We start from the raw sequence: 25,846 nt of genomic DNA, 5'->3' as shown, positions 1-25,846 counted from the left end.
TCACTAATAGGAATTACTATCATTAATTTCTCAGGAAATCGCTGAAACCCTCATTGTCTCGTTGTAAATATTTTTAGGCTTCCATTACGAGCGGAATGTGGGTTAGATCACAAACTTGTAATTTTAGGCGCGACACAATTCGCAATTCGTGAGGATAGCGAGGACGCGGATCGCCCACTAACCAGATCGGTGGAACCATCGTTGCTTCATACCAATCAATCTCGTATAAAACATTTGGCTTTGCTTTAAGTTCCACGATGGTTCTGGGTAAATACTCAAATACTTCATCCCAATCAATATCTGTATTCATAGCCTTTACCCCTTAATGTAAGTTGGTTAAATCAATTAGCTATTATCAAAACTCAAAGCAAAAATATAAAAATGAAATAATTTTTGTATCTATTTTTACAAAATTTTAAAGTGATCGCAGATTTTACAGCTATAAGTCAACAAATCTTGACATAACCCCATGTTATTTAAAATCCTAGTTGTTTTGCATATCTTAGGAGCCACGGTCTGGACAGGTGGGCATCTGGTATTAGCAGCAACCGTTTTACCTCAAGCCCTCAAACATCGCGATCCCGATCGCATTCATCAATTTGAAGAACATTTTGAAGGGTTTGGACTGACGGCTTTGTTGTTACAGGTGATCACAGGGCTATGGCTCACATGGACTTATTTCCCTAACTTTCAGAACTTTTTAGCCTTTGATTCCTATCTCTCTACTTACATCGGCATCAAGCTATTACTCCTATTAGGAACGATCGCACTGGCGATTCATGCCCGCTTTTTTATCATTCCTAATCTCACTAAAGAAACTTTGAACTCCTTGGCTTATCACATTATTGGAGTCACAACCCTAGCCGTTTTATTTGCGATTTTAGGCGCAGGGATTCGCCTTGGTGGCTTTGCATAAAAAAAGAAGGGGCGCATAGCGCCCCTTCTTTTTTTATTTAGAGAAGCTCTTTCAGCTTCTCTTGATATTCTTCAGGAGTGATAGTTCCTGCTTTTAGTTCCTCATTGAGTAACTGCACTTGAGGCTCGATCGCTTTTTTCTTGGCGGCAATTTCTTCAGCTTTAGTTTTATAGATTGCTTCACCCTCTTTCTTCGCTTTTTTAAAGGCTTGACGAATGCTGAAAGCATCCATCTCACCACCTGAAGCGAAGTATTCGTTGGCAACCTTGCCAAGCGCCCATGTACTGGCATAGGCTGTAGTTGCGCCAACGACCATTCCGAACACAGGAACCAGCTTGGCTAGGTTACTCACCGCGATTCTTGTACCAGTGATCCCCAAGCTGCCAAAGATGGCTTTGCGGAAATCATCACGGTTACGATCATAGCCCCAGCTTTGCCCGATCGCTTGGGCAAGATCAAGTTGATTCCAGTAGATCAACATATCAAAGGCGATCGCGATGCCAGGGATAGGGAAAGCTCCTAAAACAGCATTTAAAAAACAGGCATCGGTAGTAGCATTCTCGACCTCAGCCGCACGCTTATCAGGATCGTCGATTTGACGTACTTGCTCTGAAATCGAGGATTTGGTGGAGCGACGCTCTAGGGTTTCTAGCCACTCTTGTTTGCCCCAAAGCTTAGAACTGGTAAAAGTTTTACCAATTTTATCTAACAGTTCTTTTTCTTCAGAACTACACTCACCATCGATATTTGCCATCGCATAGGCTGACTGATAAACCATCTCCTGTGCGATTTCGCTGGTAATTTGGGTCAGTAATTCATCAATTGGCGCATCTTCTTCATTCAATAGGCGATCGACGGTAACGCCTTCGGGCAGATGAATTTCTTCAAAGGTATCGGCAAGACTGGCAAACTCTTCTTCGAGCAGTTTGCCATCGGCTTTTGCCATGCTCACCAAAACCTTAAAGCTTGCCAAAACTTCTTGCTGATTGACTACGGACATCGGATGCTTGCTCCTTTCCAGAAATTATCATTGATGGTAACAGCGATCGCTATCTAAGTTTGTATAAAGCTAATCTCAAACTCAAAATCCATAACAGGGTAATTTCAACCGCAATTCTAATTATGAAACCGATTTTAGTGTTTCCAGCACATTAGGTGTTGGAAACACTAAAATCGGTTTTTTGAAAGTCAGCCGTTGGCTGACTTTCAAAAAACCGATTTTTATAATGAGAATTTGAGAATTGCTTTAATTTCAACACTAACTTTCCTTGGTGGGAATATTAACATAAGATAAGATTTGATACAGAGTCTTCACACTGCTAACTTCAACTAAGAACTATGATTGTCGCAATTCCAGAACCATTTAAAACTGTGGTGACCTTTGCTCACCCACTTCTGATGCTCCTAACTCTATTTTTGGCACTTTATGCGGGATATGTTGGCTGGCAATATCGCAGGATTCGCAGCACTGAAGGGGAAGAGAAAAAAGCCTTGATCTCGAAGCGTTACAACATCCTGCATCACAAACTTGGATCTGTCTTTTTGGTGTTGATGGTAGCAGGTGCTGTCGGCGGTATGGCTGTCACCTATAACGATAATGGCAAACTATTTGTGGGTGGACATCTGCTAGCAGGTTTGGGTTTAGCATTTTTAGCTGCATTGTCGGCGGCGCTTGCACCATTGTTGCAACAGGGCAAGGAATGGGCGCGAGTTACACATATCACTGTAAATACTGCTTTGATTGGTGTTTTTGCTTGGCAAACTTTCACAGGTTGGCAAATCGTGCAGAGAATTTTAGAAAAAATGTTCAAAGTTTCCTAACAAAAAAGGGCGCTTCGCGCCCTTTTTTATTTGATTAACGATAGTTTGTGAATTGTAGAGCAAGTGGAAAGTCTTCTGTCTTTACAAGTTGGATGATTTCTTGAAGTTCATCTTTTGATTTGGAAGTAACTCGCAAGGCATCACCTTGAATGGAAGCCTGAGCTTTAGGGAAATTATCGCGGATGGTTTTAGAGAGTTTTTTGGCTTGCTCTTGCTCAATCCCGCGCTTCAGGTTGATCTTTTGAACTACGCGATTACCGCTAGCAGATTCCACTTCGCCGTAGTCAAAGATTTTTAGAGACAAGCCACGCTTAATTGCTTTAGATTGCATCACATCAATCACAGAGGTAAGCGTCATTTCACTATTTGTGTTAATGGTTATTGATTCTTTTTCAAGTTCAACTTCTGTCTTAGTGCTTTTTAAGTCATAGCGACTAACAATTTCACGACGAGTTTGATCGATCGCATTGACAAGTTCTTGATGATCAAAATCGCTAACCACATCGAAAGAATAACTGGAAGCCATAGATTTATTTTAGATTTTATTTATTTCTAAATGCAGAATGTATCTCATCGTACCAAAAAACTAAATATAGCGCTTTGCTGTTATTCCCAAAGCCGCTTGCCTTCTTCTCCTTGTAAGCGATCGTGGGTATCACGCAAAAGCTGGGGAATATCTAATTTTTCTGGACAGCGTGGTAAGCAATCACCACAGTCGGTGCAACGAATTGCTTTACGACCTGGGAACCAATGCCCTGCATTCTCAAACATTTTGTAACGATATTTGCCAAATTCCACCATATCAAAACTGACTGCCAAGTTTCTGAGCCTCAACACTTCAGGAATGTTGATCTCTTCAGGGCATGGTAAGCATTCATAACATTGAGAACAGCGATCGCCTTCGAGGATGGTATAGCGGCGATTGATACAATCGAGAACAGCCTGTTCTAATTCAGACATTGGCTCAATGTGATCCCATGCGTCTTGATGCGAGTCGATTTCGGCAGGATTAGCCGCACCGAGGCTGAGGGTATGCACGCGGGGATCGCTGAGCAGAAAGCGATCGCACATATACAGAGCCGTAAAAGGATAGCTCACACCTGCTAATTCTTCTGAGGGGTTATATAGCATTCCGCCTTTATCCGATGGCGAAATGATAAATACGCCCATGTCTTTTTCGTGGGCTAGTTGTACCGCAGGGGCATTGCGTTGATTGAAGTAGTAATAATGTAGATTAATTGACTCGAACAAATCGGTGTTGATCGTATTGAGAATTACGTCAAGGGGCGCATGGGTAGAGAATCCGACATGACCGATCATTTTTTGATCGATGGCTTCTCTGACGGCTTTCATACAGCCATGAGGATTGGTTACTAAGTCGAGATGTTCTTGTAAGTTAATGCCATGTATGTCGAAGTTATCAACATAGTCCACATTCATCTTTTTGAGGGACTGCTCGATTTGGCGACGCATGGAGTCTGCATCTTTAGTTGGCGATATTTTGGTAGTTAGATAAAAGCGATCGCGTTGTTGGCTCAATCCATTTCGCATCGCTTTGCCGATAAACTCTTCGCTCTTGCCATAGCCTTGAGCAGTTTCAATATGATTGATGCCAACTTCTAAAGCTCTTGCGATCGTTTTGTGGGCATTGTCTGCCGATTCCATATAGCGCATTGCTCCTAATGAAAAGACAGACAGGAGCATCTCAGTTTTGCCAAAACGACGATAGCGCATAGATAATTCACTAAAATATACTTAATCTTAATCCACAAAATTAGAATGGCGGCGCAACGCGCCGCCATTCCTCAAGAAAAAATGTTGTTTTTTTAAAATTGACGACGGGCGAAGATGAGAATAGCGATCGCCAAAGTCAAGAGTGCATAACTCAATATATAAACACCATTGTTAAACATATCTAGCAAGCTTGGCAAAATATTATAAACTGCCTCATTTTTGAGATTAGCACGGGACAAATCGGGCAGAATCATATACAGAGTACGGGTTACGGCTTGCAAACTGGGATTCTTAGAAATTTCACCCAATAACAACAAATCGCGGCTAAAGTTACCGATGAAATAAGCGGCAAGGGTTAGCAAAGAGGCAATTAGTGAACCTGAAAAGGAACCAAAGAAAATGGCGATCGCACCTAGCAACATGATCTGCCAAAAGATAAAAAAGTTAGCCGTGAGAATCGAAGGAATCGGGATCGGAATATTTTTGATCGCCATCAGGGCAATAAAAATTACGGTCATAATCGATACCAAGGCTCCAACCACAGCAGTTAAGCCTAGATGTTTGCCCAGCACAAATTCGGCACGATGCATTGGCTTAGCAATCAAGATAAAAATTGTGCGTTTGTCAATTTCCTTATTGATCAGATTCGTACCAACTAACACTGCCACAATCAAACTCACTACTTCGATCGCGGCAATACCAACATCGACAATCATCTTTGCTGATGAGTCATAGGAAAACTCTGGCAGCATCAGCATCGCTGACACCACAATCACGGTATACAGCAAAGATAGATATAGCACCTGTTCGCGTACAGTTTCGCGAAATACATTGGTGGCGATCGCCCAAACGCGACCTAAACTTAGACTCAGGTTCAGGCTCAAGTTCATAGGTCTAAAGAATCCTCATACGTCCTAACATGATTGCATTTTATCGCACAATTAGAGGGGTGCTTCGCGCCAACTGTGCAGTATGCTAAACAACCTATGAATAACTTGCCCACAATTCTTCCCTTTATCCAAGAATTAACTAAGCAGGTAGGCGATCGCCTCCTTGCTGATTTTGAACAGGCGCGAGTGGCGATCGCTAAGGATGATGGCAGCCTTGTAACTAAAAGCGATCGCTGGGCAGATGCCTATATCAAAGCATCCCTGGAAAAAGAGTTTCCTGAATATGGCGTTTTAACTGAAGAGTCAACGCAAATTTTGCCTGATCGCGAATGGGCTTGGGTAGTTGATCCCCTCGATGGCACAACCAATTTTGCTAGAGGGATTCCGATTTGGGGCATATCCTTGGGGCTATTGCATCGTGGGACACCTGTGTTTGGCTATGTTGCCATACCGCCATTACGTCAAAATATTTATGGTTGGTCAGATGAGCATGGCTCAGCAGCATTTCTCAACGACACACCGATTCATTTACCTGAGACTTCACCTGATCCTGATGCACTTGGCAATTACTTTTTTAGCGCCTGTTCCCGCAGTCTCGAAAAAATGGGTCGATCAAAGTTCCCTTTTAAATTGCGAATGTTGGGCGTGGCTAGTTATAACATTTTAACGGTGGCGATCGGCTCCACGATTGGCGCAGTAGAAGCAACTCCAAAGATTTGGGATATTGCGGCTGTGTGGGTAATTCTCAAAGCGATCGGCGCGATCTGGGTTCCCTTAGAAGCTTCTCAAAATATCTTTCCCTTAGAAATGGAGAAAGATTACAGTAGCCGCAGTTTTCCAACTTTAGTAGTTAGCCATGCTGAACTCTTGCCAATGGCTCAGGAAATAGCAAAGCCATTTATCCATTAGTCACGATGCGATCATCAAAGACAAAACATTCGCCTTCCCAGAGACTTTCTTCGGGAGGAACTTCTGCTAGATATTTGAGAATGCCTCCCTTAAGATGGTAAACCTCATCAAAGCCTTGAGCCAGCATATAAGCACTTGCTTTCTCGCAACGAATTCCACCTGTGCAGAACATGGCGATTTTTCGATGTTTGCGATCGCTTAAATTCTCATCGACATATTTGGGAAACTCATGGAAGAAGTCTAAATTAGGATCAATCGCTCCTTTAAAAGTACCGAACTCCACCTCGTAAATATTGCGGGTATCAATAACGATTACTTCTGGGTCAGAAATTAACTGATTCCAATCTTGAGGATCGACATAGGTTCCCACTTCTTTACTGGGATCGAGCCCTGACACTCCAAACTTTACTAATTCTTTTTTAAGTCGCACCCGTAACTTGTTATAGGGCATGACATCAGAAGTAGTTTCCTTATGTTCCAAATTTTGCAAACGCTGATCGGAACGTAAATAACTTAATAACGCCTCAATACCTTCCCGACTACCCGCAATTGTGGAGTTAACTCCCTCTGGAGCTAATAGAATTACACCTTTTAGATCGTACTTATTACAAACATCCGTAATCTTAGGACGCATCGCTTTGTAATCTTCTAAGTCTGCAAAATGATAGAAAGTTGCGACAACAAAGGGATGAGATTGCTCAGAAGATTGCTCTAAATATTTTGCAAGGGATTTTTCCATGACAAAATTAGTGAGCTTTTCGCTACGACAAAACACTTGCTGTTCCTTAACTACAGAAAATCCGCGACTTTTAAAAAATGCTCTTGCCGTAATACTTACTTCTACAAATAAACGTTCTATTTTTAATTCTAGAGCCTTTGCCTCGATCGCTCGATATAATCGCGTTCCCACACCGCAGCGCTGATAGTCCTTATGGCAAAAGAAGCAATCAATATGACCATTAGTTTCTAGTTGAGCAAAGCCAATGATTTCGTCTTCTTCTTCCGCAATATAGGTAAAGTTGCTAGTGCAGTCTTCTGTCCAATTGGTGAAATATAAATCATCTGGAGCCCAAGCCTGTACCTGTGCAGGCGAATAGTCACGAATATTCACCTCGCGGATAGTGTCATGGAACAACTGGGCAATCTGATCGCTATCTTGTTTTTGAAATAATCGAATTAGCATAGTTTTAACATTTAGTAAGATGGGTAGCGCGAAACACCACCCATCTCTACTTTAGATCAAACGAACCACGAGAAACTTTTTGAAATTTTTGAAAATGTTGCTTTGCAACATTTTCAAAAATTTCTTGGTTTGGGTTTGAGCGCAAAGCGCTGTAGGTTGTTTATTTGCCAATGCAAAATCTACTAAAAATTTGATCTAGAACTGATTCCGTAACCTCTTCGCCTGTAATCTCACCGATCGCACTAATGGCATCTCGTAAATCAATTGTCCAGAAATCAAGCGGTAATTGATCGGCGATCGCGATTTGTACATTATCTAAAGATTGGACAACCCTTAACAAACAAGCTTTCTGACGCTGATTAATGGCAACTTCTATATTTGCCGCAGCGATCGCATCTTGATGAATACATTTCAAAATCGCCGCTTCGAGATCCTCGATTCCCTGTTGTTGAGAAGCCGCAGTTTTGACAATAGGAATTTCTTGCTCCCCTCTCCCCATGGGAGAGGGGCTGGGGGTGAGGGCTTCTTGCTCTCCTCTCCCCATGGGAGAGGAGCTGGGGGTGAAGGCTTCTTTCTCACTGGGACTAGGGGCAAGATCAATCTTGTTAGTCACCAAAATTACAGGGCGATCGCGTACAGTCTCATAGATTTCCGAATCCTTCTCAATCCAGCCCACACTTGCATCAATTACCATCAACACCAAATCCGCAGACTGAGCCGCTTGCCGCGATCGCTCCACACCGATCTTTTCGACCACATCCTCAGTTTCCCTAATCCCTGCGGTATCGAGAACTTGAATAGGAATGCCGCCCACCACCAATTGCGAATCAACGACATCACGAGTCGTCCCTGGCAAATCCGTAACGATCGCCCGATCGCTACGGCTCCATGCATTTAATAAACTTGATTTACCAACATTAGGACGACCGACGATCGCTATTTTTAAACCCGTTCGCAATAGTTCACCGCGATCGGCTGTGGCTAAAATCTGTTGTGATTCTTGAGATACCGTCTTAACTTCTGCTTTGACCCATTCCACATCTAGAGGTGGCAAATCATCTTCAAAATCAATCCTCGCTTCGATTTCAGTTAAGACATTTAAGCATTTACCACGCAAATATTTTAAAGACTGAGCAAGCTTGCCACGGAGAGAGGCGATCGCTGTTTGGGCTGCTTGTGCAGATTTAGCACCAACGAGATCATTAATACTTTCAGCTTGCGTAAGATCGATTCGACCATTGAGAAAAGCTCTTAAACTAAATTCTCCTGCTTCTGCAAGTCTTGCACCCTGCTCTAAGCAAAGATTTAACACCTGCTGCACTGCCATAATTCCCCCATGACAATGAAACTCTACGACATCTTCGCGAGTAAAGGAACGAGGTGCTTTCATCAATAGCAATAAACTTTCATCAACAATAGTTTTTGTTACTGGGTGCTTCACATAGCCATAAAGAATACGATGACTTTCCCAAATTTGCTTGCTGCCTGCATGGAAAAGTTGCTGCGCGATCGCCACCGCCTGATCGCCCGATAATCTCACAATGCCCACACTGCCCTGTTGGGGTGAAATCGCCGTGGCAATGGCAGCGATCGTGTCAGATAAACTCATACCGTTACTCTCAAAAACTGAAATAAATGGCTTAACGCTTGGGTAGTCCCTTCCCACTCAAGGGTTAGCGGCGCTTTGCGCCGCTAACCCGTTTTAATGTCAATTTTAAGACTGGGAAGGGGGGAGTCCTGCAAAGGAAAGGATTTGTATGGGTCAAGATAAAGATATGCTGCGCGAAACGCAGCATATCTTTACCTTTTTAGGACTACCAATGATTGCTATAGAAAATAATCTTATGATTGCTATAGAATAGAAAAAATAAGATTGTAGATAAAGTCTAAAAACTAATTTTGTGATATTAAGGGGATATATGCCACAAGAGAATTTTTTAAGAGAACCAAATAGATTTTAGTGCTTTTAAAGCAAAATGATTAAAAGCCTTGCTTTGACTATATTACAGGGCTTTTTAGGATTGTTACTCGCTAAATCTATATTACTTTCTATCTATTTTTTGGATTAATTTCGCATCTGGGTCTTCTTTAAATTATGCCTAAACCTACTAATGGCGATTTGCCAACCTACCCAGAAAAACGCAGAAATTCTTCAAATAAGGAGATGACAAAAACGGCAAAGAATACAGTCAAAGAGACCTTGAAATTGCATCAAGCAATTTTAGATAGTGCCAACTACTCGATTATTGCGACAACCATTGATGGAACAATTTGTGCTTTTAATACTACGGCTGAGCGTTGGCTAGGCTATGCCGCATCAGAAATAATCGGCATTTGCTCTCCTGAGCGCTTTCATGATTTGTCAGAGGTTCAACAACGAGCGATCGCCTTAACCGAGGAGTTAGGAAAAACCATCCCTGTAGGATTTGAGGTGTTTGTAGCCAAGGCAAAATTGGGACAAACAGAAGAAAGCGAATGGACCTATATCCGTAAAGATGGATCGCGATTTCCTGTGATGCTCTCCATTTCCGCACTGCGAAATGACGATCATCAAATTTCAGGATTTTTAGGTATTGCCAGCGACTTGTCAAACCGAAAGTTTGCCGAGTCCAAGTTACAAACCACTTTACGCGAGTTAGAATTTCAAAAATTTGCCCTTGACCAAGCGGCGATCGTCGCCGTTACCGATTTACAGGGGGTGATCACCTATGCAAATAGTAAATTTTGCGAAATTTCTGGCTATAGCCAAGACGAATTGATAGGAAAAAATCATCGATTTGTTAATTCAGAGTATCATTCACCAGAATTTTTTGCCAACCTGTGGGATAGCATCTCCAGTGGTAATGTATGGCGTGGTGAAATTCGCAATAGGGCTAAGGACGGCTCATTGTATTGGACAGATAGCACGATCATCCCGTTGCTAGATGATTGTGGTAAGCCCATGCAATATCTAGCAATTCGCTTTGATATTACTGATCGCAAAAAATTTGAAGAAACTCTACGTCTCCAAGAACGGGCGATCGCTTCTAGTCACAATGGCATCGTCATTACCGACTGCCGCCTCCCGAATAATCCAATTGTCTATATAAATTCTGCATTTGAAAAAATCACTGGCTATGAAGCTGGTGACGTAATGGGCAAAAATTGTCGTTTTTTACAAGGAAGCGATGTATTTCAACCTGAAAAAGATATTCTCAGAAATGCAATTTTGAAAGGAGAAGCTTGCAGCGTTGTCATCAGAAACTATCGCAAAGATGGCTCTTTATTTTGGAATGAGTTAAATATTTCCCCAATATTTGACGATACCAATAAAGTAACTCACTTTATTGGTATTCAAATGGATATTACAGCACGAAAAGAAGCTGAAAAAGATTTAAAAAGACAAATGCGTCTTACGGTATTGCTGAATCGCATTACTGATGAAATTCGCCAAAGTCTGGATATCAAAAGTATTTTCCAAACGGCGGCTCATCAAATTCAGTTAGCTTTTCATGCTAGCCGTTGTCTTATTTATAAACTGGATTATCACAACCAAGATTCAGATCCGCGATCGCAAATTTCTCTAATGTCCGAACAATTAGCTGAAAGAGTTTTTTCTGTCAAAGATATTGAATTACCTTTGTTAGACAGTGCTTTTGGGAAAAGAATTTCTAGTCAAGACAAGGCGATCGCTATTACCAATGTTTATACTGAGCAAGACTTAGATCAGTTTGGTGAACTGTTCTACCGAATGCAATTGCGATCGCTCTTGGCGATCCGTACTTCATCCCATGGGTTGACCAATGGGATTATTTTATTACACCACTGTAATAGCTTTCACGAATGGACTATTGAAGAGAAAGAGTTACTTGAAGCTGTGGCTAATCAAGTTAGTATCGCTCTATCACAGGCAAATTTACTCATTCAAGAAACCCGTCAACGGGAACAACTAATTAAACAAAATAAAGAGCTGGAAGAAGCACGAGTGATCGCAGAAGCTGCCAATCGCTCTAAGAGTGATTTCTTGGCGACTATGAGTCATGAAATCCGTACTCCCATGAATGCTGTAATTGGAATGACAGGGGTTTTACTGGATACAAATTTAACTAGAGAACAACGGGAATTTGTGGAAATTGCTCGTAATGCGGGCAACACTTTACTGACGATCATCAATGACATTTTAGACTTTTCCAAAATTGAATCAGGACATTTAGAACTAGAAGAACAAACCTTTGATTTACGAACTTGTTTAGAAGATACGATCGAGTTGCTCTCAGCGAAGGCGTTGGAAAAAGGCATTGAACTCGGTTATTTGATTCATCCCGATGTGGATTTAATTGTGATCGGTGATATGACTCGATTACGGCAAGTTTTAGCCAATTTAATTGGCAATGCGATCAAATTTACGAGTCGTGGCTCTGTAAATATTGCAGTTACGCAAATGCTTGTTTCCCATTATTTGCGGTGTGAACTTAGCGATCATCATGAAGAAACTCAGTTGTTGCGAACTTTACAATTTGCGGTCAAGGATACGGGGATTGGTATCCCTAGCGATCGCTTATATCGACTATTTCAGCCCTTTAGCCAAGTAGATGCCTCAACCACTAGACAATATGGGGGAACTGGGCTAGGACTAGCGATCAGTAAGCGTCTATGCGAACTGATGGGCGGCACAATGTGGGTGGAAAGCAGTGAGCAGAAAGGTTCTACTTTTTACTTTACGATTACGGCTCCCGTTAACGTTTGGGAACAGCCTGCGACGATCAATATCAACGATTCACAACTAAGCTCACCCACTGGACGATCGCCACAGTCAATTAGCCAAACCATCAGTCAACGTATTGCTCAAGGCTTAGCAAATCAGACAAATACGGCGCGAATCACTTTAGGCGCACCAAAGCAAAGTTTTGCCTTTGATCCACTCATGGCAAGAAATCATCCTTTGCGGATTTTGCTAGCTGAGGACAATGTGGTGAATCAAAAAGTAGCTATACATATTTTGCAACGTATGGGCTATCGGGCTGATGTGGCTGCCAATGGCTTAGAAGTACTATCGGCACTTTCGCAGCAACCCTATGACTTAGTGTTTATGGATATGCAAATGCCAGAGATGGATGGACTCGAAGCCACTCGACTGATCGAACAGAATTGGCAAAATGGTAAAATCGTTTCCAAACCAAGGATTGTAGCGATGACGGCTAATGCCATGCAAGGCGATCGCGAGATTTGTCTAGCCGCAGGTATGGAGGACTACCTCAGTAAACCGATCCTTAACGCTGAACTTGTGAGGGTTTTACGAGAATGTCCGTCTGTCATCCCAAATAAATCTAGACCATTATCTTCAATTAATATTTCTACTCTTCATGAAGTCGCAAGTGATATTGGTGGCGAAGATCCAGAATTTTTGATTGAACTAATTGACAGTTATCTAGATAATACGCAATCACTCCTCCAAGAGTTATATACTAGCTTTGCACAGAAAAATTTTGAGGTGATGGTGCGGACTGTTCACACCTTGAAATCCAGCAGTAGTGTAATTGGTGCAGAAGATCTCTCAACTCTATGCCGCGAATTGGAAACAAATCTACGCAATCAAAAATATGAGGACTTAGATATCAAAATCAACAAAATTACTGATGAATATGCAAATGTTAAATCTGAGTTAGAGCATGAAAAATATCACTAAGTAGCTAAGTCATAAGTAAACTAGAAACCTAGAAGATTGTTCCGCCCGCGTAGCGGGCGGAACAATCTCTGGTTTTGGGTTTTAAATATGCTGAACCTCTTAAACTCTTCAGGTAGACGCATGTCTGTTAACGTCAATTTTACCGTCTAACCATGTAATGACAATCGATGATAGTAGCGATCGCCATAAGCAGCATCCCAACCAAGAAGTAAGTCCAGACATAAATATTTCCGAAATATCATCATCCAAGACTGCACAGATTTTAATAGTGGATGATGATTTGTTTATGCGAAAAATTTTGGTGCGTTATTTGGAGCGGGAAAATTATCGTGTGATTGAGGCAGCTAATGGGTTGGAGGCGTTAAAGATTTATCAAGAATGTCAACCAGACATCATTTTACTCGATGCCATGATGCCTGTCTTAGATGGCTTTGAGTGTTGTTCACGGCTGCAAAAACTGCCTCATGGTGATCATACTCCTGTTTTAATTATTACGGCGCTTGAAGATCGCGAATCTGTAGATCGCGCCTATGAGGTGGGGGCTTCGGACTATGTAACTAAGCCAATTCATTGGGCGGTGCTACGGCAAAGGGTGCGCCGTTTGCTGGAGCAAGCCAATCTTCGCCAACAGCTTGAAGCTGCTAACCAACAATTAGCAGTTGTGGTGCAAGAGCTAAGGAGATTGGTTTCCATCGATGGCTTAACACAAGTGGCTAATCGTCGTTGCTTAGATGAATATCTGGAGCAGGAATGTAAGCGATCGCATCGAGAACAACTTCCAATTTCATTAGTGTTATGTGATATCGACTTTTTTAAAAACTATAACGATAACTACGGACACCAAGAGGGAGATCACTGCTTGCAGGAAGTTGCCCAAGCAATTAGTAAATCCACCAATCGTCCTGCGGATTTGGTGGCTCGTTATGGGGGGGAAGAATTTGCGATTATTTTGCCGAATACCGATGCCGAAGGGGGAATGAATGTGGCGATTCGGGCTACAGAAATTGTGCGATCGCTGCAATTGCCTCACGATTACTCTAAAGTTGCTAATCATGTGACGATTAGCTGTGGTGTAGCGACACTTTTCCCATCTCAAGATTTTGAAGTGATGCATCTACTCAAATCGGCTGATCGCGCCTTGTATCTCGCCAAAGCCGAAGGTCGAAATTGTGTTAGGCAAAATGTTTATGTCCCAGAACAATAGTGGGAGGCGGCGCTTCATACTATTGGGGGCAAAAATCGTGACCTTCTCTAAAAATATGGTACGGTCATAGCTGAATGCTATATGACTAAACTACGGTAATCGCATAATTTTATGGAATGGCATATTACGGACGCACAAAGCTTAGCAATAATCGATAACGAGATTGGTGAACACTCACTTTCACCATCCGAATATGAAATTGTGCGCCAAGTAATTTATGCAACTGCAGATTTTGAGTATAAAAACCTTGTCAGGTTCTCGGAACAGTCATTACAGGCTGGAGCCACAGCCCTCGCGACGCGCACCACAATTATCGTAGATGTCCCCACGGTGCAAGCAGCGATCTTCCCAAAAATCTGTGATACTTTTGCCAATCCCATTTATTGTGGTGTTGAAGCGATTACCCGTCCCCAAAAAGGTAAAACCCAAGCAGCTTGGGGTATCGAAACTTTGGCAAAACGTTATCCTGAAGCCATTTTTGTGATCGGTGAGTCCCAAACAGCATTGGCAACTCTGGTGGATTTGATCGAGATGGAGGATGTTAAGCCTGCTCTGGTAATTGGGACTCCTGCGGGGTTTATTGACACCGATGTGATCAAGTCACGTTTAAATGACTCGTTAATTCCCCATATTCGTGTCGATGGTCGTAAAGGAAATGCGATCGCTGCCGCCGCTATATTTAATTCACTAGTCAATTTGGCATGGCAAGCTTACGGCAATAAATAATTTTAAAGGTGACGCGAAGCGTCACCTTTATAGCTACAGTCACTTGTCTTAGACCAAATCAAAACCCAAAAAAGCGAGTGGCGGCGCTCCGTGCCGCCACTCGCTTTTTTGGGTTTGGTTTGACGACAGCTATAAAATTTTAAGACCAGATGATACCTGTTAAATTTGCTTCTTGGGTCAGCATCCCCTCAGTGACAGCATCTGCCATTTTCGCTTTACTTAGATTTGCCTTATAAAAGTTTACGCGAGATAGGTCAGAACCTTGGAGATTGGCACTGGTGAGATCAGCTTCGCTCAGATCGGCATCACATAAACTTGCACCGTAAAGACTGGCAAAAGTTAGATCAACCTCAGATAGCATTGCTTTATTTAGATTTGCACCATTGAGACTAGCCCTACTCAGATCAGCACGTTGCAACATTGCCTCATTTAACCCTGCGCCAAATAATCTTGCATCCCTGAGAATAGCCTCACTAAGATCAGCTCGGTTTAGCTTGGCTTTGCCCATATTTGCCCCATTTAATTTTGCCCGGGGTAATTTAGCTTTGTTCAAAATGGCTCCATACAAATTCACCCCATACAGCTTGGCATCACTAAGATTGGCTTCACTGAGATCCGCCTCTCCTAAATCAGCACCACTGAAATTAGCGCTGACAAGGTTAGCGCGATATAGCTTGGCACTATTGAAATCTGCACCATTTAGCTTAGCGTGGCTTAGGTTCGCGCCGTAGAGACTTGATTCACTCAGATTTGCACCACTGAGATCAGCATGACTCAAGTCAATTCCATTCATATCCGTTTTGCTGAGGTTGACTCCCGCAAAATTGCGGCGACCTGCATGGTAGCTATTGATTAGTTCACTGACTTCCATTAGTTTGTCCCGTTTCTGTCAAGAATAAACCAGAGTGCAACGCGCTCTGGTTTATTCTTCTTGTTCATTTATTTCTGCTTCCATCGCTTCTAAAATCTCTTGTTCTTGAGCCATGAAATCTTCTTCACTAATATCACCAAGATCAAATTTTAGTTGTAAAGTAGTGAGCCGTTTTTGCAGATTTTCGGTTTTTTCTAATTCAGTGGTCGCCCTTTCTTCGATTTGTTCTGCAATCCAGACTAGTCCATCGAGGGGTGCTGTCAGTAGTTGCCATATCATTGGGAAATGTACTCCTTAATTCCTTATTGCCGCTTTTCTTGCTTCGCAAGAAAAGCTAATTAACTAAACCTATGTTAAGTGCTGCCTATCAATATGGGGTACGTCCCCTGTTATTTTCCCTCGATCCTGAAACTGCTCATCATTTAGCGATCGCTACTTGTCGGCGGATTAGTGAGTCATCCATACTACAAGCGATCGCTAAGTCCACCTTTTACTATAGCGATTCACGGCTGTCACAAACTTTATGGAATTTAAAATTTGAAAATCCCGTTGGTTTGGCGGCAGGTTTTGATAAAAATGCGGAAGCGATCGGCGCATGGGAACATCTGGGCTTTGGCTTTGCAGAAGTAGGGACAATTACCGCCCATGCTCAGTCTGGCAATCCCCAACCACGTTTGTTTCGCTTACCTAGCGATCATGCTGTTTTGAATCGCATGGGTTTTAATAATCGCGGTGCAGCAGCAACAGCAGTAGATCTCAAAAATTATTTGCAAGCTCATAAGCTGAGTATTCCCCTTGGTATTAATCTGGGCAAGTCTAAAATTACGGAGATCGCTGAAGCGAAATTAGACTATGCCGAAAGCTTGCGATCACTCTACGATTTTGGCGATTATTTTGTAGTTAATGTTAGTTCACCTAATACGCCCAATTTGAGAGACTTGCAAGCAACTGATCAACTATGTGCGATTCTTGCTGAACTAAATCCAATTAACACTCAGAACAAACCGATTTTAGTAAAAATCGCGCCCGACTTGAATGATGCTGACATTATTGAAGTTGTCAAAGCAAGTCAAGCCTATGGCGTAGCAGGAATTATCGCTACGAACACGACGATTTCACGACAAAATTTAACCACTACGCATCTAGCAATGACTGGTAAACCTGTCACCGAGGAAGCAGGCGGTATCAGTGGTCAGCCTGTGCGCGATCGCTCTCTGGAAGTAATTAACCTGATCTGGCAAACTACACAAGGTAATCTTCCAATCATCGGCGTGGGCGGGGTTTTCACAGCAGATGATGCTTGGCAAAAAATTACGGCTGGTGCGGCGATCGTGCAGGTTTATACGGGCTTAATCTATGAAGGCCCGATGATCGTTAAGCAGATTTTGCAAGGTTTGGTTGCCAAGTTAGAAGCGAATGGCTTAGAGAATATTCAACAGGCGATCGGGCTAGCCCATAAATAAAAAGAAGACGGGCAAAGCCCGTCTTCTTTTTATTTGAATGGTAGTAAGAGAATACCCAGAATTGTCGATACTTCATTGATGAAATAATCCCGCTGATCGATTTTGAGAGTGAGATCGCATAGTTGCATAAATTTCCAATCTGTCCCTGTAGTTACACAGCCATAGATAGATTGATCCGCTAAACCCGCTTTCTTATTGACTATTTGGGCTGCGATCATCTCTGCTGCACATTGCCCTAAGCCTGATTTAATATTTTCATTTTTGGCTTCAACCAACATCAAGACAGGCGATCGCACTTCATAGGAATCCTTAATGGCACTGAGAATATAGTCACAGTAACCAGTTAAACCCTGTGTCGGATCGATATTGAATTCTGTACCAGAGAAAAATCCTATCTCATAATTAAGCTGACGACGTACCTCTAGCAGCACAGGTGCAATCACCATTTCTGATCGTGCTTTTTCGGTATTGATCGCGGTAGCTAGGGCAAGGTTTTCATCCAGTGTAGTGATCAAATAATTGCTAGCCGTAGTTGGCAAAATATTAGGAAAGAGACTTTTTGGCTCTTCGACAACTAGCCCAAAAGTCTCTCGAACACGGGATAGGTTGAAGTCGCTATAAGCCATATCAATTAACCTGATAGCAAAAGTTTTGATTATTCTTTTCTAAAAAAATAGCGGCGCATCGCGCCGCTATTTTTGTTTAAGTTAAAGCGGCTGCGCCACCGACAACTTCCAGAATTTCTTGAGTAATTGCAGCTTGACGCGCTTTGTTGTACTGCAAGGTTAGAGCCTTGATCAAGTCGCCAGCATTTTCACTAGCGTTATTCATTGCGGTCATCCGTGCGGCTAGTTCACTAGCTACAGATTCTTGCAAGGCGCGAAGAATTTGGTTGCTGAGGTAGAGAGGCAATAAAGCATCAAGAATTTGTTCAGGATTTTGCTCAAAGATCAACTCTTTAGGCAATTCCTTAACGGTGATTTCCCGCTTTTCACGCTCGACTTGGAACTTACCACCACGAGTAATCAGGCGGAAGATTTCATCATCTTGAGGCTCTAGTCCTTGAGGCTCAAGGGGTAAGAGAGTTTGGACTACAGGACGAGAGCTAATCAATGATACAAATCGGGTGTAGATCAACTCAACGCGATCGATTACGCCAGCCAAAAATGCTGAGGTGATTTCATCTTCGATCGCATTGGCTTCGGCAGCGTTAGGAATTTGATTTAAGTTAGTGAACTTAGCAGCGATCGGTTGATCGCGACGGGCAAAGTATTGCGCCGCTTTACGACCGACCAAAATAAAGGTGTAATTAATACCTTGTTCCTTTAGTTCTTTTGCACGGGCTTCAGCTCGACGGATAATGGTTGAGTTATAGCCACCACAAAGACCGCGATCGCCTGAAATTACCAGAAGACCAACGGTTTTGACAGGACGCTTATCAAGTAAGGGCAGACTGACATCCTCGAAGGTGATGCGCTGCTGGAGGCGATATAGGACTTGGGCGAGGCGATCGGCAAAAGGACGAGTGGCAAGAACTTGCTGCTGAGCGCGTCTGACCTTTGCGGCTGCGACAAGACGCATTGCTTCAGTTATCTTGCGAGTATTCTTAACAGTGCCGATGCGATCGCGGATGGATTTGAGGTTAGCCATGAAACTAAATTGCTACTTGCTATTGAATACTATGGAAAATTTGAAATATCACAGAAGACACTTAAGTATCCTAAGTATCTTAATAAAAAATTGCGCCTTCAAACCGCAAACTAATGTATATCCTTGAAATTGATTAGCATAGGATTAAATGTGCGTTAGCACATTTAATCCTAGAAATTGGCAAATAACCTTTTAATTCCTTGATATGATCGCTTCCTCACCTTCCTTTAACCCAATTTTCATGACAAATAGCCAAATATCTGATGCTGATGAGTCATCAGATGATTATCTCGAAATTGCGGGGCGTAAGTTCCGATCTCGTTTGATGACTGGCTCAGGGAAATATGCCAACTTCGAGGTGATGCGTCAAGCGATCGCCGCCAGTGGTTGCGAGATCGTCACTGTGGCAGTGCGTCGGGTGCAGACTAATGCAGCAGGACATGAGGGATTAGCCGAAGCGATCGACTGGAGCAAATATTGGCTCTTACCAAATACCGCAGGCTGTCAAACTGCCGATGAAGCGGTGCGCGTGGCAAGATTGGGACGCGAGATGGCAAAAATTTTGGGTCAAGAAGATAATAATTTTGTGAAGCTGGAAGTTATTCCCGATCTTAAATATTTGCTGCCTGATCCCCTTGGTACTTGTAAAGCCGCCGAACAACTCGTCAAAGAAGGCTTTGCAGTTTTACCCTATATCAATGCTGATCCCAGACTTGCGAAAACCCTCGAAGAAATTGGTTGCGTTACCGTGATGCCTCTCGGTTCACCAATTGGCTCAGGTCAAGGCATTAACAATGCTGCGAATATCAGGATTATTATCGAAGAATCGAAAGTGCCTGTAGTTGTTGATGCAGGTATCGGAGTTCCCAGTGAGGCAGCCGCCGCAATGGAAATGGGCGCGACCGCTTTGTTAGTAAATACAGCGATCGCCTGTGCAAATAATCCTGTGGCGATGGGTCGGGCGATGGGCATGGCAACTGAGGCAGGACGGGCTGCTTATTTGTCAGGACGAATTCCTGTCAAGGCTTATGCTAGTGCTAGTTCACCCTTGACAGGACTAGTTTCCTAAATAACAAAGGGAGTAAAGCTCCCTTTGTTATTTGCTTTCATGGATTTACTCAGGATTTTAAATTTTCAAGGGAGTAAAGTTTTGACTATTACAGCAGTTAAATCCACAACACTAGAAGAATTTCTACTGTTACCAGAGACTAAACCTGCCTCCGAGTTTATCAATGGACAAATCATCCAGAAACCAATGCCCCAAGGAGAACATAGTCAACTTCAGATCGAACTCTGCGAAAATATCAATCAACTCACTAAACCTCAAAAAATTGCGAAAGCATTCCCAGAGTTACGCTGTGTATTTGGTGGTATCGCAATTGTGCCAGATATAGCAGTATTTCGTTGGGAGCGCATCCCGCGACTGCCATCAGGTAGAATTGCGAACCGCTTTGAAACTTATCCTGATTGGGCTATTGAAACTTATCCTGATTGGGCTATTGAAATTCTCTCGCCCGATCAGCGATATAAACTAGTCTTAGCCAAATTATTACACTGTGCTGAATATGGTACTGAGATGGGGTGGTTATTGGATGCAGAAGACGAGAGTATTTTAGTAGTGGATCGCGATCGCCGTGTTAGAGAGTTAAAAAATAGTGATCGCTTACCAGTGATTACGGGAATTGACTTAGAACTAACTGCTGCCGAAGTCTTTAGTTGGCTGAGTTTGTAGGAAAAATTCATTCGCTTGGGAAAATCAGCGAGAATATGGAACTATTTGATTTAAATAGCATTAATTGTGATCGCTATGTCAGCGTCATCGTTGATTGTATTGGTATTGAGGATTTGCTGACTTATCGGATTCCTGAAGATATTAATATTCAAGTTGGAGATATTCTTAGTGTTCCATTAGGTAATCGGCAGGTGGGGGCGATCGCTTTACAAATTTCTGATACTTCCCAAATTGCAGATGCTGAAACAGAAATTAAATCAGTTAGTGCTGTAGTTAGTTCAGGCATTTTCCCAAAGACTTATTGGGAGATGCTGATTCGCACAGCAGAATATTATCGTACACCTGTGATGCAGACTGTAAAAACTGCTCTGCCGCCTAAGTTACTGGATCAGTCTCATTATCGAATTAAAGTAAAGCATGAGAATCTGGTTCCGCCTTTAGCGGAACCAGATTCTCATGCTTTACCAAAAGCAGCACAAATGGTTTGGGATTTTTTGCAAGAGCATAAGCATAATCCTAAGGGAATTAGTCGTCGTTATATTCAGCAAAAGCTTGGTAGATATACTGGTACAGGCTTAAAGGAACTTCAAAAACTAGAATGGATTGATACGGTTTTAGAACTACCAAATCGACCGCAACCTAAATATGAAGATCTGGTTATTTTACTGAAAGCACCTGACAGTGAAGTCACGACAAGACAAGCAGAGATTCTCACGATTTTGCAGCATCAAGGCGGGGAATGTTTAAAAACACAATTGATTAAGCTTGCCAAAACATCAGCTTCTGTTTTGCAAACACTCGCGAATAAAGGATATATTGCCATATCGAAACAAGAATCTCTACGGTTAGGCGGAAAAAGTCATACAGTCAAACGTGATCGCCCTAAAGATCTGACACTCGATCAAGATGCAGCATTGCAACAAATTTTGCAGGCGATCGCCGATCAAACCGCACCGCATTTTCTCCTACATGGGGTCACAGGCTCAGGCAAAACGGAAGTATACCTGCAAGCGATCGCCGCCGTACTCACAGCAGGAAAATCAGCGCTAGTTCTCGTTCCTGAAATTGGCTTGACTCCGCAGCTTACCGATCGCTTTCGAGCGAGATTTGGTGACGCGAAGGTGAATGTTTATCACAGTCAGTTATCAGAGGGTGAGCGCTTTGATACATGGCGATTGATGCTTACGGGTGAAGCGCAAATTGTGATTGGTACGCGATCAGCGGTATTTGCGCCGCTTTCTAATTTGGGTTTAATTGTGATAGACGAGGAGCATGACAATAGCTTCAAGCAAGATCAACCCCAACCCTGTTACCACGCCCGCACGATCGCGGAATGGCGATCGCAGTTAGAGAACATTCCCCTTGTCCTCGGTTCCGCCACGCCATCGGCAGAAGTAATCTATGCTCACGAAGAAGGTAAATCTATCTATCTAGAGCTTCCACATCGCATTGGCAACAAAGATATGCCACCGATTGAAATTGTCGATATGCGCGATGAGTTTAAGGCTGCCAATTATTCGATTTTGAGCCGCAAGTTGCAAAGTGCGATCGCCGAAATGCTCGAAGCCAAGCAGCAAGGAATTCTCTTCATCCATCGACGCGGCTATAGTACTTTTGTGTCTTGTCGATCCTGTGGTTATGTTGCCGAATGTCCTCACTGCGATGTTTCTCTCTCCTATCACGATCCCATCTTGCCCACAGCCCATCAACCAAAATCCGCCCATTTACGCTGCCATTATTGCAACTACACCCTAATTCAGCCCAAATCTTGTCCCGAATGTGGATCGCCCTATTTCAAGCATTTTGGTAGTGGCACACAAAAAGTGGAACAGGAACTCGCAAAATTATTTCCAAATATTCGCTTGATTCGCTTTGACAGCGATACAACGCGCAATAAGGATCAGCATCGCTTATTAATCGATCAGTTTCGGGCTGGTGAAGCAGATTTATTGGTGGGAACTCAAATGCTAACTAAGGGTTTGGATATTCCGCAAGTAACTCTAGTGGGTGTAGTATCGGCGGATGGATTACTAAACTTCTCGGATTATCGCGCAGGAGAGAGAGCCGCCCAAACCTTGCTACAAGTAGCAGGTCGCGCAGGTCGTGGCGAAGAAGATGGCAAAGTAATCATGCAAACCTACACCCCCGAACATCCTGCCATCCAAGCGGTACAAACCTATCAACTGGAAGCATTTATGCAGACTGAGTTAGAAATGCGTGAAGCTCTGCGTTATCCACCAATGGGACAGATGGTATTAATTCATCTCAGTAGTGAGAGTGATACTGCCGTTGAGAAAGCGGCTAATCAATTAGCAGATTATTTGCGCCAATTAGAGAATGATTGGGATATTTTAGGAGCGACTCCCGCCACGATCGCAAAAGTCGCGAATCGTTATCGCTGGCAGATTTTGTTAAAGTTTGCTCCTGAAGTTTTACCCAATGTGCCAAGCTTAGAAGAGTTGCGAATGTTAGTTAATTCTAAGGCTGTAAGAGTAGCGATCGATGTCGATCCACTCACCATTTTGTAACCGTAGTAACCCAAGAACTTAAGTGCATGGCTACTTTAAGTTTAATTAACGAAAGTTCCATACTTCGTAACGACCATTGCGAAGTGTGAGAATTTGTCCTTCAGTACTGCTAGGTAATACATCCATCCAAATTCTGCTGCCATTCATATCGCTGAATAGAAGAACACCATCACTAGAGAAAGCGATCGCTAAAGGATAATGCCGATTGCCCAAATCAACCTTTTCTCGATCAAGTAGTAATAGATATTCAGGTTTACCAACACCATCTAAATTAACCGATGATAGAGTCCATTGCTGCTGCACTAGTACACTAAAATCTTCGATACTGAGCGAAACTTCACCGTTGCGCTGCAACTCACGGTACATAGTCCGAATGATACGCTCAATCGTTACTGATGAGAGAGATTGCCACTCTACAGGAGTGCCATTGGGTGGATGAAAAGCGCCGCCACTGGTAACAAGGGGAGGGATCGTACTAGTGTTAAGCAAAGGTGCAAGGTTCGCTTCACCTGAAGCGAGAATCCTCAGTCCTCCGTCATCACTAATCCAAAGAGACTGAGCAGTTAAAGTTGCTGTTTGCGATTTCCCATAGGGATCGTATAGCACGACTCCCAGACTACTATTCAACGAAAGTCCCAAAATCCTCCATAGCAAAATTGAGGAGCGATCGCTAAGTTCGGGAAATGGATCATTAATCCACTTATTTCCATCTTTAATTAAATTGATATTAACTTCATACCAAGCCTGACCCGATTCGAGTTTTGGTGGTGGTAAAAACCATGTAGAACCTGCCTCACCCTTACCAATATAGGTCACTGTTCCCATCAATTGTTGCGGATTAAGTGTAACTGGAGCCAGATCAAGCCGTTGCAATAATTGATTGGAATCTTTAGGATCAACTTTCTGTTCCCTGAGCCAATGTTCAGCACGACGTAACCCATTGCGCTGTAAAACCACTAAGCCTCCCCACAACTTAATTTCTTTAGCTCCCGTAAAAGTTAACATGGTCATAACCCTTTGCCAAATGTGGGGATGATATTTCGCTAACATTTCCGCAATTTTGTCACCCTTGTAGGCAGGATCATTGGCGATCGCCAGCGCATCAGCCCATCTGCCATCAATAATGTTAATTAATGCTTTATCTCCCAAATTAGAATTGGGATTCTGGGCTTGTTGCGAGGTAATCTGAGCATGTAAAGCAATCATGTCATACTGCTCTTGTAAAAATGGCGAAAGCGTTTTGTCCTGAGATTTCAAGTCCTCAACCATCAAATTAAATTTGCCCAAAGCAGGTGACCATAGACCCACACTCGCCATCACCAAAGCATCTTGATAAGACTTGGGCTGTCCCTTCGCTTCATTTAATGTCACCTGTCGCAATTTTACTGGGCGAATGGAACTAGCGATTGCTTCTTCAGGCTGAAAAATCAAAAATTGCGGTTCAAATGCTTGAGTTTGATTGATGACAAGTTGCACAGAACCAGAGTTACTCGATAAAGCATTACGCCATTTGGGAAGTTCTCCTATAGGGCTTGTCCATGCATCTAATTCGACTAACCGCGATCGCTTATCATTGACAAAATAGTAAATCTGCCCGTAGCTAATTCCATCAACATTACCTGAAGTGGTAAACCAAACTCCATTAAATTGAGAGGGAGCATTATTTAATAGTGATAATTTCTTAAGGGGAAGACGATTGCGATCTGGGCGCATTCGTTCAGGAATAGACTCAGTGGCGTATTTAAACCGTGGCGATCGCACAAAATATTCGTCAATTCCTGCGATCGTAGTTGTGCTTACCAATAGTAATTTCTCAATACCCCGATCTGAAATTGTTTGATAGAATCGGATTTCGCGAAGATTTTGCGTTTCTGTTTCCAGAACGGTATAGATAATTTCTCCTGTTTTGAGATTGAAGTTTTCGCCAAGTTTTAGTTGACTGCGCCCTAGTTCTGCTTGGATTTGGGGGATACTTTTAGGGAGATTCCATAATGAATTAGAGTAAAAAGCGGGAGCGTCAGAAGCTGCCAGCCAACTAATGGCTAAGGGATTAGCCAGATAGATTAGCCCTATCCCAATTAATCCTCCAACTATGGGAATGCTCAATACGATAGTTAGATTTGACCATGTGAAGCGATCGCGCAGATCGATCTCTGACAACTCTTTCCCAGAAGAATTAACATCTTGCAACTCACGATCTGTCTTAACAAGATCGCCAAAAGGTTTTGAGGATTCAGGTAAAGATTTCATGCGCGACATCGCAAATCTCATACAGATGCCATAGCCTAGCACAATAGCTTAACCATAGCTGCCCTGAGATGGCAGGGATTGTAATTCTCATTATATAGCTATCGCCGAGAATCTTGATTTAGCTAGATGCTCAGTAAATCAAACAAACGGCATTACCCTATTTTTATGCCGTTTTCATGCTGCAACCCACATTCCGCTCGTAATGGAAGCCTAAAAATATTTACAACGAGACAATGAGGGTTTCAGCGATTTCCTGAGAAATTAATGATAGTAATTCCTATTAGTGAATCATTATTTAAATTGT

General features: G+C 42.7%; 21 protein-coding genes and 1 pseudogene. 10 read left to right on the top strand and 12 right to left on the bottom strand.

The window, feature by feature from the left end; genetic code table 11:
• Window positions 1-73 precede the first annotated feature (73 nt).
• Complete coding sequence (locus B9G53_RS14230; RefSeq protein WP_094533412.1) at window positions 74-310, bottom strand: hypothetical protein; 237 nt, start codon at window positions 308-310, stop codon at window positions 74-76.
• Between the two features lie 159 nt (window positions 311-469).
• Between B9G53_RS14230 and B9G53_RS14225 the strand changes: the two genes are divergently transcribed.
• Window positions 470-916: a copper resistance protein CopD gene (locus tag B9G53_RS14225; protein ID WP_094533410.1), complete on the top strand. Its 447-nt coding sequence runs from the start codon at window positions 470-472 to the stop codon at window positions 914-916.
• A gap of 37 nt (window positions 917-953) precedes the next feature.
• Here the strand turns inward: B9G53_RS14225 and B9G53_RS14220 are convergent, their stop codons facing one another.
• The gene (locus B9G53_RS14220) at window positions 954-1,916 is read right to left on the bottom strand and encodes a hypothetical protein (RefSeq protein ID WP_094533408.1); all 963 of its coding nucleotides are present in this window, start codon (window positions 1,914-1,916) and stop codon (window positions 954-956) included.
• A 338-nt stretch (window positions 1,917-2,254) separates the two neighbouring features.
• Here B9G53_RS14220 and B9G53_RS14215 point away from each other — a divergent pair, with 338 nt between their 5' ends.
• Entirely contained in the window at window positions 2,255-2,737 is a 483-nt protein-coding gene (locus tag B9G53_RS14215) for a DUF4079 domain-containing protein (protein ID WP_094533406.1), read from the top strand.
• 34 nt (window positions 2,738-2,771) lie between these two features.
• Here B9G53_RS14215 and B9G53_RS14210 read toward each other — a convergent pair whose 3' ends face one another.
• The 3 genes from B9G53_RS14210 to B9G53_RS14200 all read right to left on the bottom strand — a co-directional run bounded on the left by B9G53_RS14210 (window position 2,772) and on the right by B9G53_RS14200 (window position 5,361).
• The gene (locus B9G53_RS14210; protein ID WP_094533404.1) at window positions 2,772-3,263 is read right to left on the bottom strand and encodes a YajQ family cyclic di-GMP-binding protein; all 492 of its coding nucleotides are present in this window, start codon (window positions 3,261-3,263) and stop codon (window positions 2,772-2,774) included.
• An 80-nt stretch (window positions 3,264-3,343) separates the two neighbouring features.
• On the bottom strand, window positions 3,344-4,471 hold the full coding sequence (locus tag B9G53_RS14205) for an aldo/keto reductase (protein WP_094533402.1): 1,128 nt from the start codon (window positions 4,469-4,471) through the stop codon (window positions 3,344-3,346).
• A 92-nt stretch (window positions 4,472-4,563) separates the two neighbouring features.
• Window positions 4,564-5,361, bottom strand: a complete 798-nt coding sequence (locus B9G53_RS14200; RefSeq protein ID WP_094533400.1) for an ABC transporter permease — start codon at window positions 5,359-5,361, stop codon at window positions 4,564-4,566.
• Between the two features lie 96 nt (window positions 5,362-5,457).
• On the opposite strand from B9G53_RS14200, the gene B9G53_RS14195 reads away from it, so the two are divergent.
• Window positions 5,458-6,270, top strand: coding sequence for an inositol monophosphatase family protein (locus B9G53_RS14195; RefSeq protein WP_094533398.1), 813 nt, complete (start codon window positions 5,458-5,460; stop codon window positions 6,268-6,270).
• On the opposite strand, the gene B9G53_RS14190 is transcribed toward B9G53_RS14195, so the two are convergent.
• Both B9G53_RS14190 and mnmE read right to left on the bottom strand, forming a co-directional pair.
• On the bottom strand, window positions 6,260-7,453 hold the full coding sequence (locus B9G53_RS14190) for a rhodanese-related sulfurtransferase (protein WP_094533396.1): 1,194 nt from the start codon (window positions 7,451-7,453) through the stop codon (window positions 6,260-6,262). The two genes, B9G53_RS14195 and B9G53_RS14190, sit on opposite strands and share 11 nt — an antisense overlap.
• Before the next feature lie 160 nt (window positions 7,454-7,613).
• Window positions 7,614-9,062, bottom strand: a complete 1,449-nt coding sequence (gene mnmE / locus B9G53_RS14185; protein WP_094533394.1) for a tRNA uridine-5-carboxymethylaminomethyl(34) synthesis GTPase MnmE — start codon at window positions 9,060-9,062, stop codon at window positions 7,614-7,616.
• Window positions 9,063-9,548: 486 nt separating this feature from the next.
• On the opposite strand from mnmE, the gene B9G53_RS14180 reads away from it, so the two are divergent.
• From B9G53_RS14180 to B9G53_RS14170, 3 genes are all read left to right on the top strand, one after another.
• Entirely contained in the window at window positions 9,549-13,118 is a 3,570-nt protein-coding gene (locus B9G53_RS14180) for a PAS domain S-box protein (RefSeq protein ID WP_094533392.1), read from the top strand.
• A 157-nt stretch (window positions 13,119-13,275) separates the two neighbouring features.
• Window positions 13,276-14,322 carry a PleD family two-component system response regulator gene (locus B9G53_RS14175; RefSeq protein ID WP_094533390.1) on the top strand — a complete coding sequence of 349 codons (1,047 nt, stop codon included), beginning with the start codon at window positions 13,276-13,278 and terminating at the stop codon, window positions 14,320-14,322.
• Between the two features lie 111 nt (window positions 14,323-14,433).
• On the top strand, window positions 14,434-15,048 hold the full coding sequence (locus tag B9G53_RS14170) for a precorrin-8X methylmutase (RefSeq protein ID WP_094533388.1): 615 nt from the start codon (window positions 14,434-14,436) through the stop codon (window positions 15,046-15,048).
• Window positions 15,049-15,187: 139 nt separating this feature from the next.
• On the opposite strand, the gene B9G53_RS14165 is transcribed toward B9G53_RS14170, so the two are convergent.
• Both B9G53_RS14165 and B9G53_RS14160 read right to left on the bottom strand, forming a co-directional pair.
• Window positions 15,188-15,919, bottom strand: coding sequence for a pentapeptide repeat-containing protein (locus B9G53_RS14165; RefSeq protein WP_094533386.1), 732 nt, complete (start codon window positions 15,917-15,919; stop codon window positions 15,188-15,190).
• A 51-nt stretch (window positions 15,920-15,970) separates the two neighbouring features.
• Window positions 15,971-16,198 (bottom strand): gas vesicle protein GvpG, encoded by a 228-nt coding sequence (locus B9G53_RS14160; protein WP_094533384.1) that lies wholly within the window; start codon window positions 16,196-16,198, stop codon window positions 15,971-15,973.
• A gap of 71 nt (window positions 16,199-16,269) precedes the next feature.
• Here B9G53_RS14160 and B9G53_RS14155 point away from each other — a divergent pair, with 71 nt between their 5' ends.
• A complete protein-coding gene (locus tag B9G53_RS14155) occupies window positions 16,270-17,382 on the top strand; it encodes a quinone-dependent dihydroorotate dehydrogenase (protein ID WP_094533382.1) in 1,113 nt (370 codons plus the stop codon).
• 29 nt (window positions 17,383-17,411) lie between these two features.
• On the opposite strand, the gene B9G53_RS14150 is transcribed toward B9G53_RS14155, so the two are convergent.
• Both B9G53_RS14150 and B9G53_RS14145 read right to left on the bottom strand, forming a co-directional pair.
• Entirely contained in the window at window positions 17,412-18,008 is a 597-nt protein-coding gene (locus tag B9G53_RS14150; protein WP_094533380.1) for a hypothetical protein, read from the bottom strand.
• 76 nt (window positions 18,009-18,084) lie between these two features.
• Window positions 18,085-19,032 carry a F0F1 ATP synthase subunit gamma gene (locus B9G53_RS14145; protein WP_094533378.1) on the bottom strand — a complete coding sequence of 316 codons (948 nt, stop codon included), beginning with the start codon at window positions 19,030-19,032 and terminating at the stop codon, window positions 18,085-18,087.
• 277 nt (window positions 19,033-19,309) lie between these two features.
• On the opposite strand from B9G53_RS14145, the pseudogene B9G53_RS14140 reads away from it, so the two are divergent.
• From B9G53_RS14140 to priA, 3 genes and pseudogenes are all read left to right on the top strand, one after another.
• Window positions 19,310-20,101, top strand: a pseudogene (locus B9G53_RS14140) (thiazole synthase); the annotation flags it as partial.
• 81 nt (window positions 20,102-20,182) lie between these two features.
• The gene (locus B9G53_RS14135) at window positions 20,183-20,764 is read left to right on the top strand and encodes a Uma2 family endonuclease (RefSeq protein ID WP_254923658.1); all 582 of its coding nucleotides are present in this window, start codon (window positions 20,183-20,185) and stop codon (window positions 20,762-20,764) included.
• 35 nt (window positions 20,765-20,799) lie between these two features.
• Window positions 20,800-23,292, top strand: a complete 2,493-nt coding sequence (priA, locus tag B9G53_RS14130; RefSeq protein WP_094533372.1) for a primosomal protein N' — start codon at window positions 20,800-20,802, stop codon at window positions 23,290-23,292.
• A 45-nt stretch (window positions 23,293-23,337) separates the two neighbouring features.
• Here priA and B9G53_RS14125 read toward each other — a convergent pair whose 3' ends face one another.
• Window positions 23,338-25,542 (bottom strand): hypothetical protein, encoded by a 2,205-nt coding sequence (locus tag B9G53_RS14125; protein WP_141211782.1) that lies wholly within the window; start codon window positions 25,540-25,542, stop codon window positions 23,338-23,340.
• Window positions 25,543-25,846 lie beyond the last annotated feature (304 nt).

This window comes from Pseudanabaena sp. SR411 (assembly GCF_002251945.1).
Lineage (GTDB): Bacteria > Cyanobacteriota > Cyanobacteriia > Pseudanabaenales > Pseudanabaenaceae > Pseudanabaena.
Note: the sequence above shows the minus strand (reverse complement) of the source record. Positions and strands in the feature narration are given on the sequence as shown.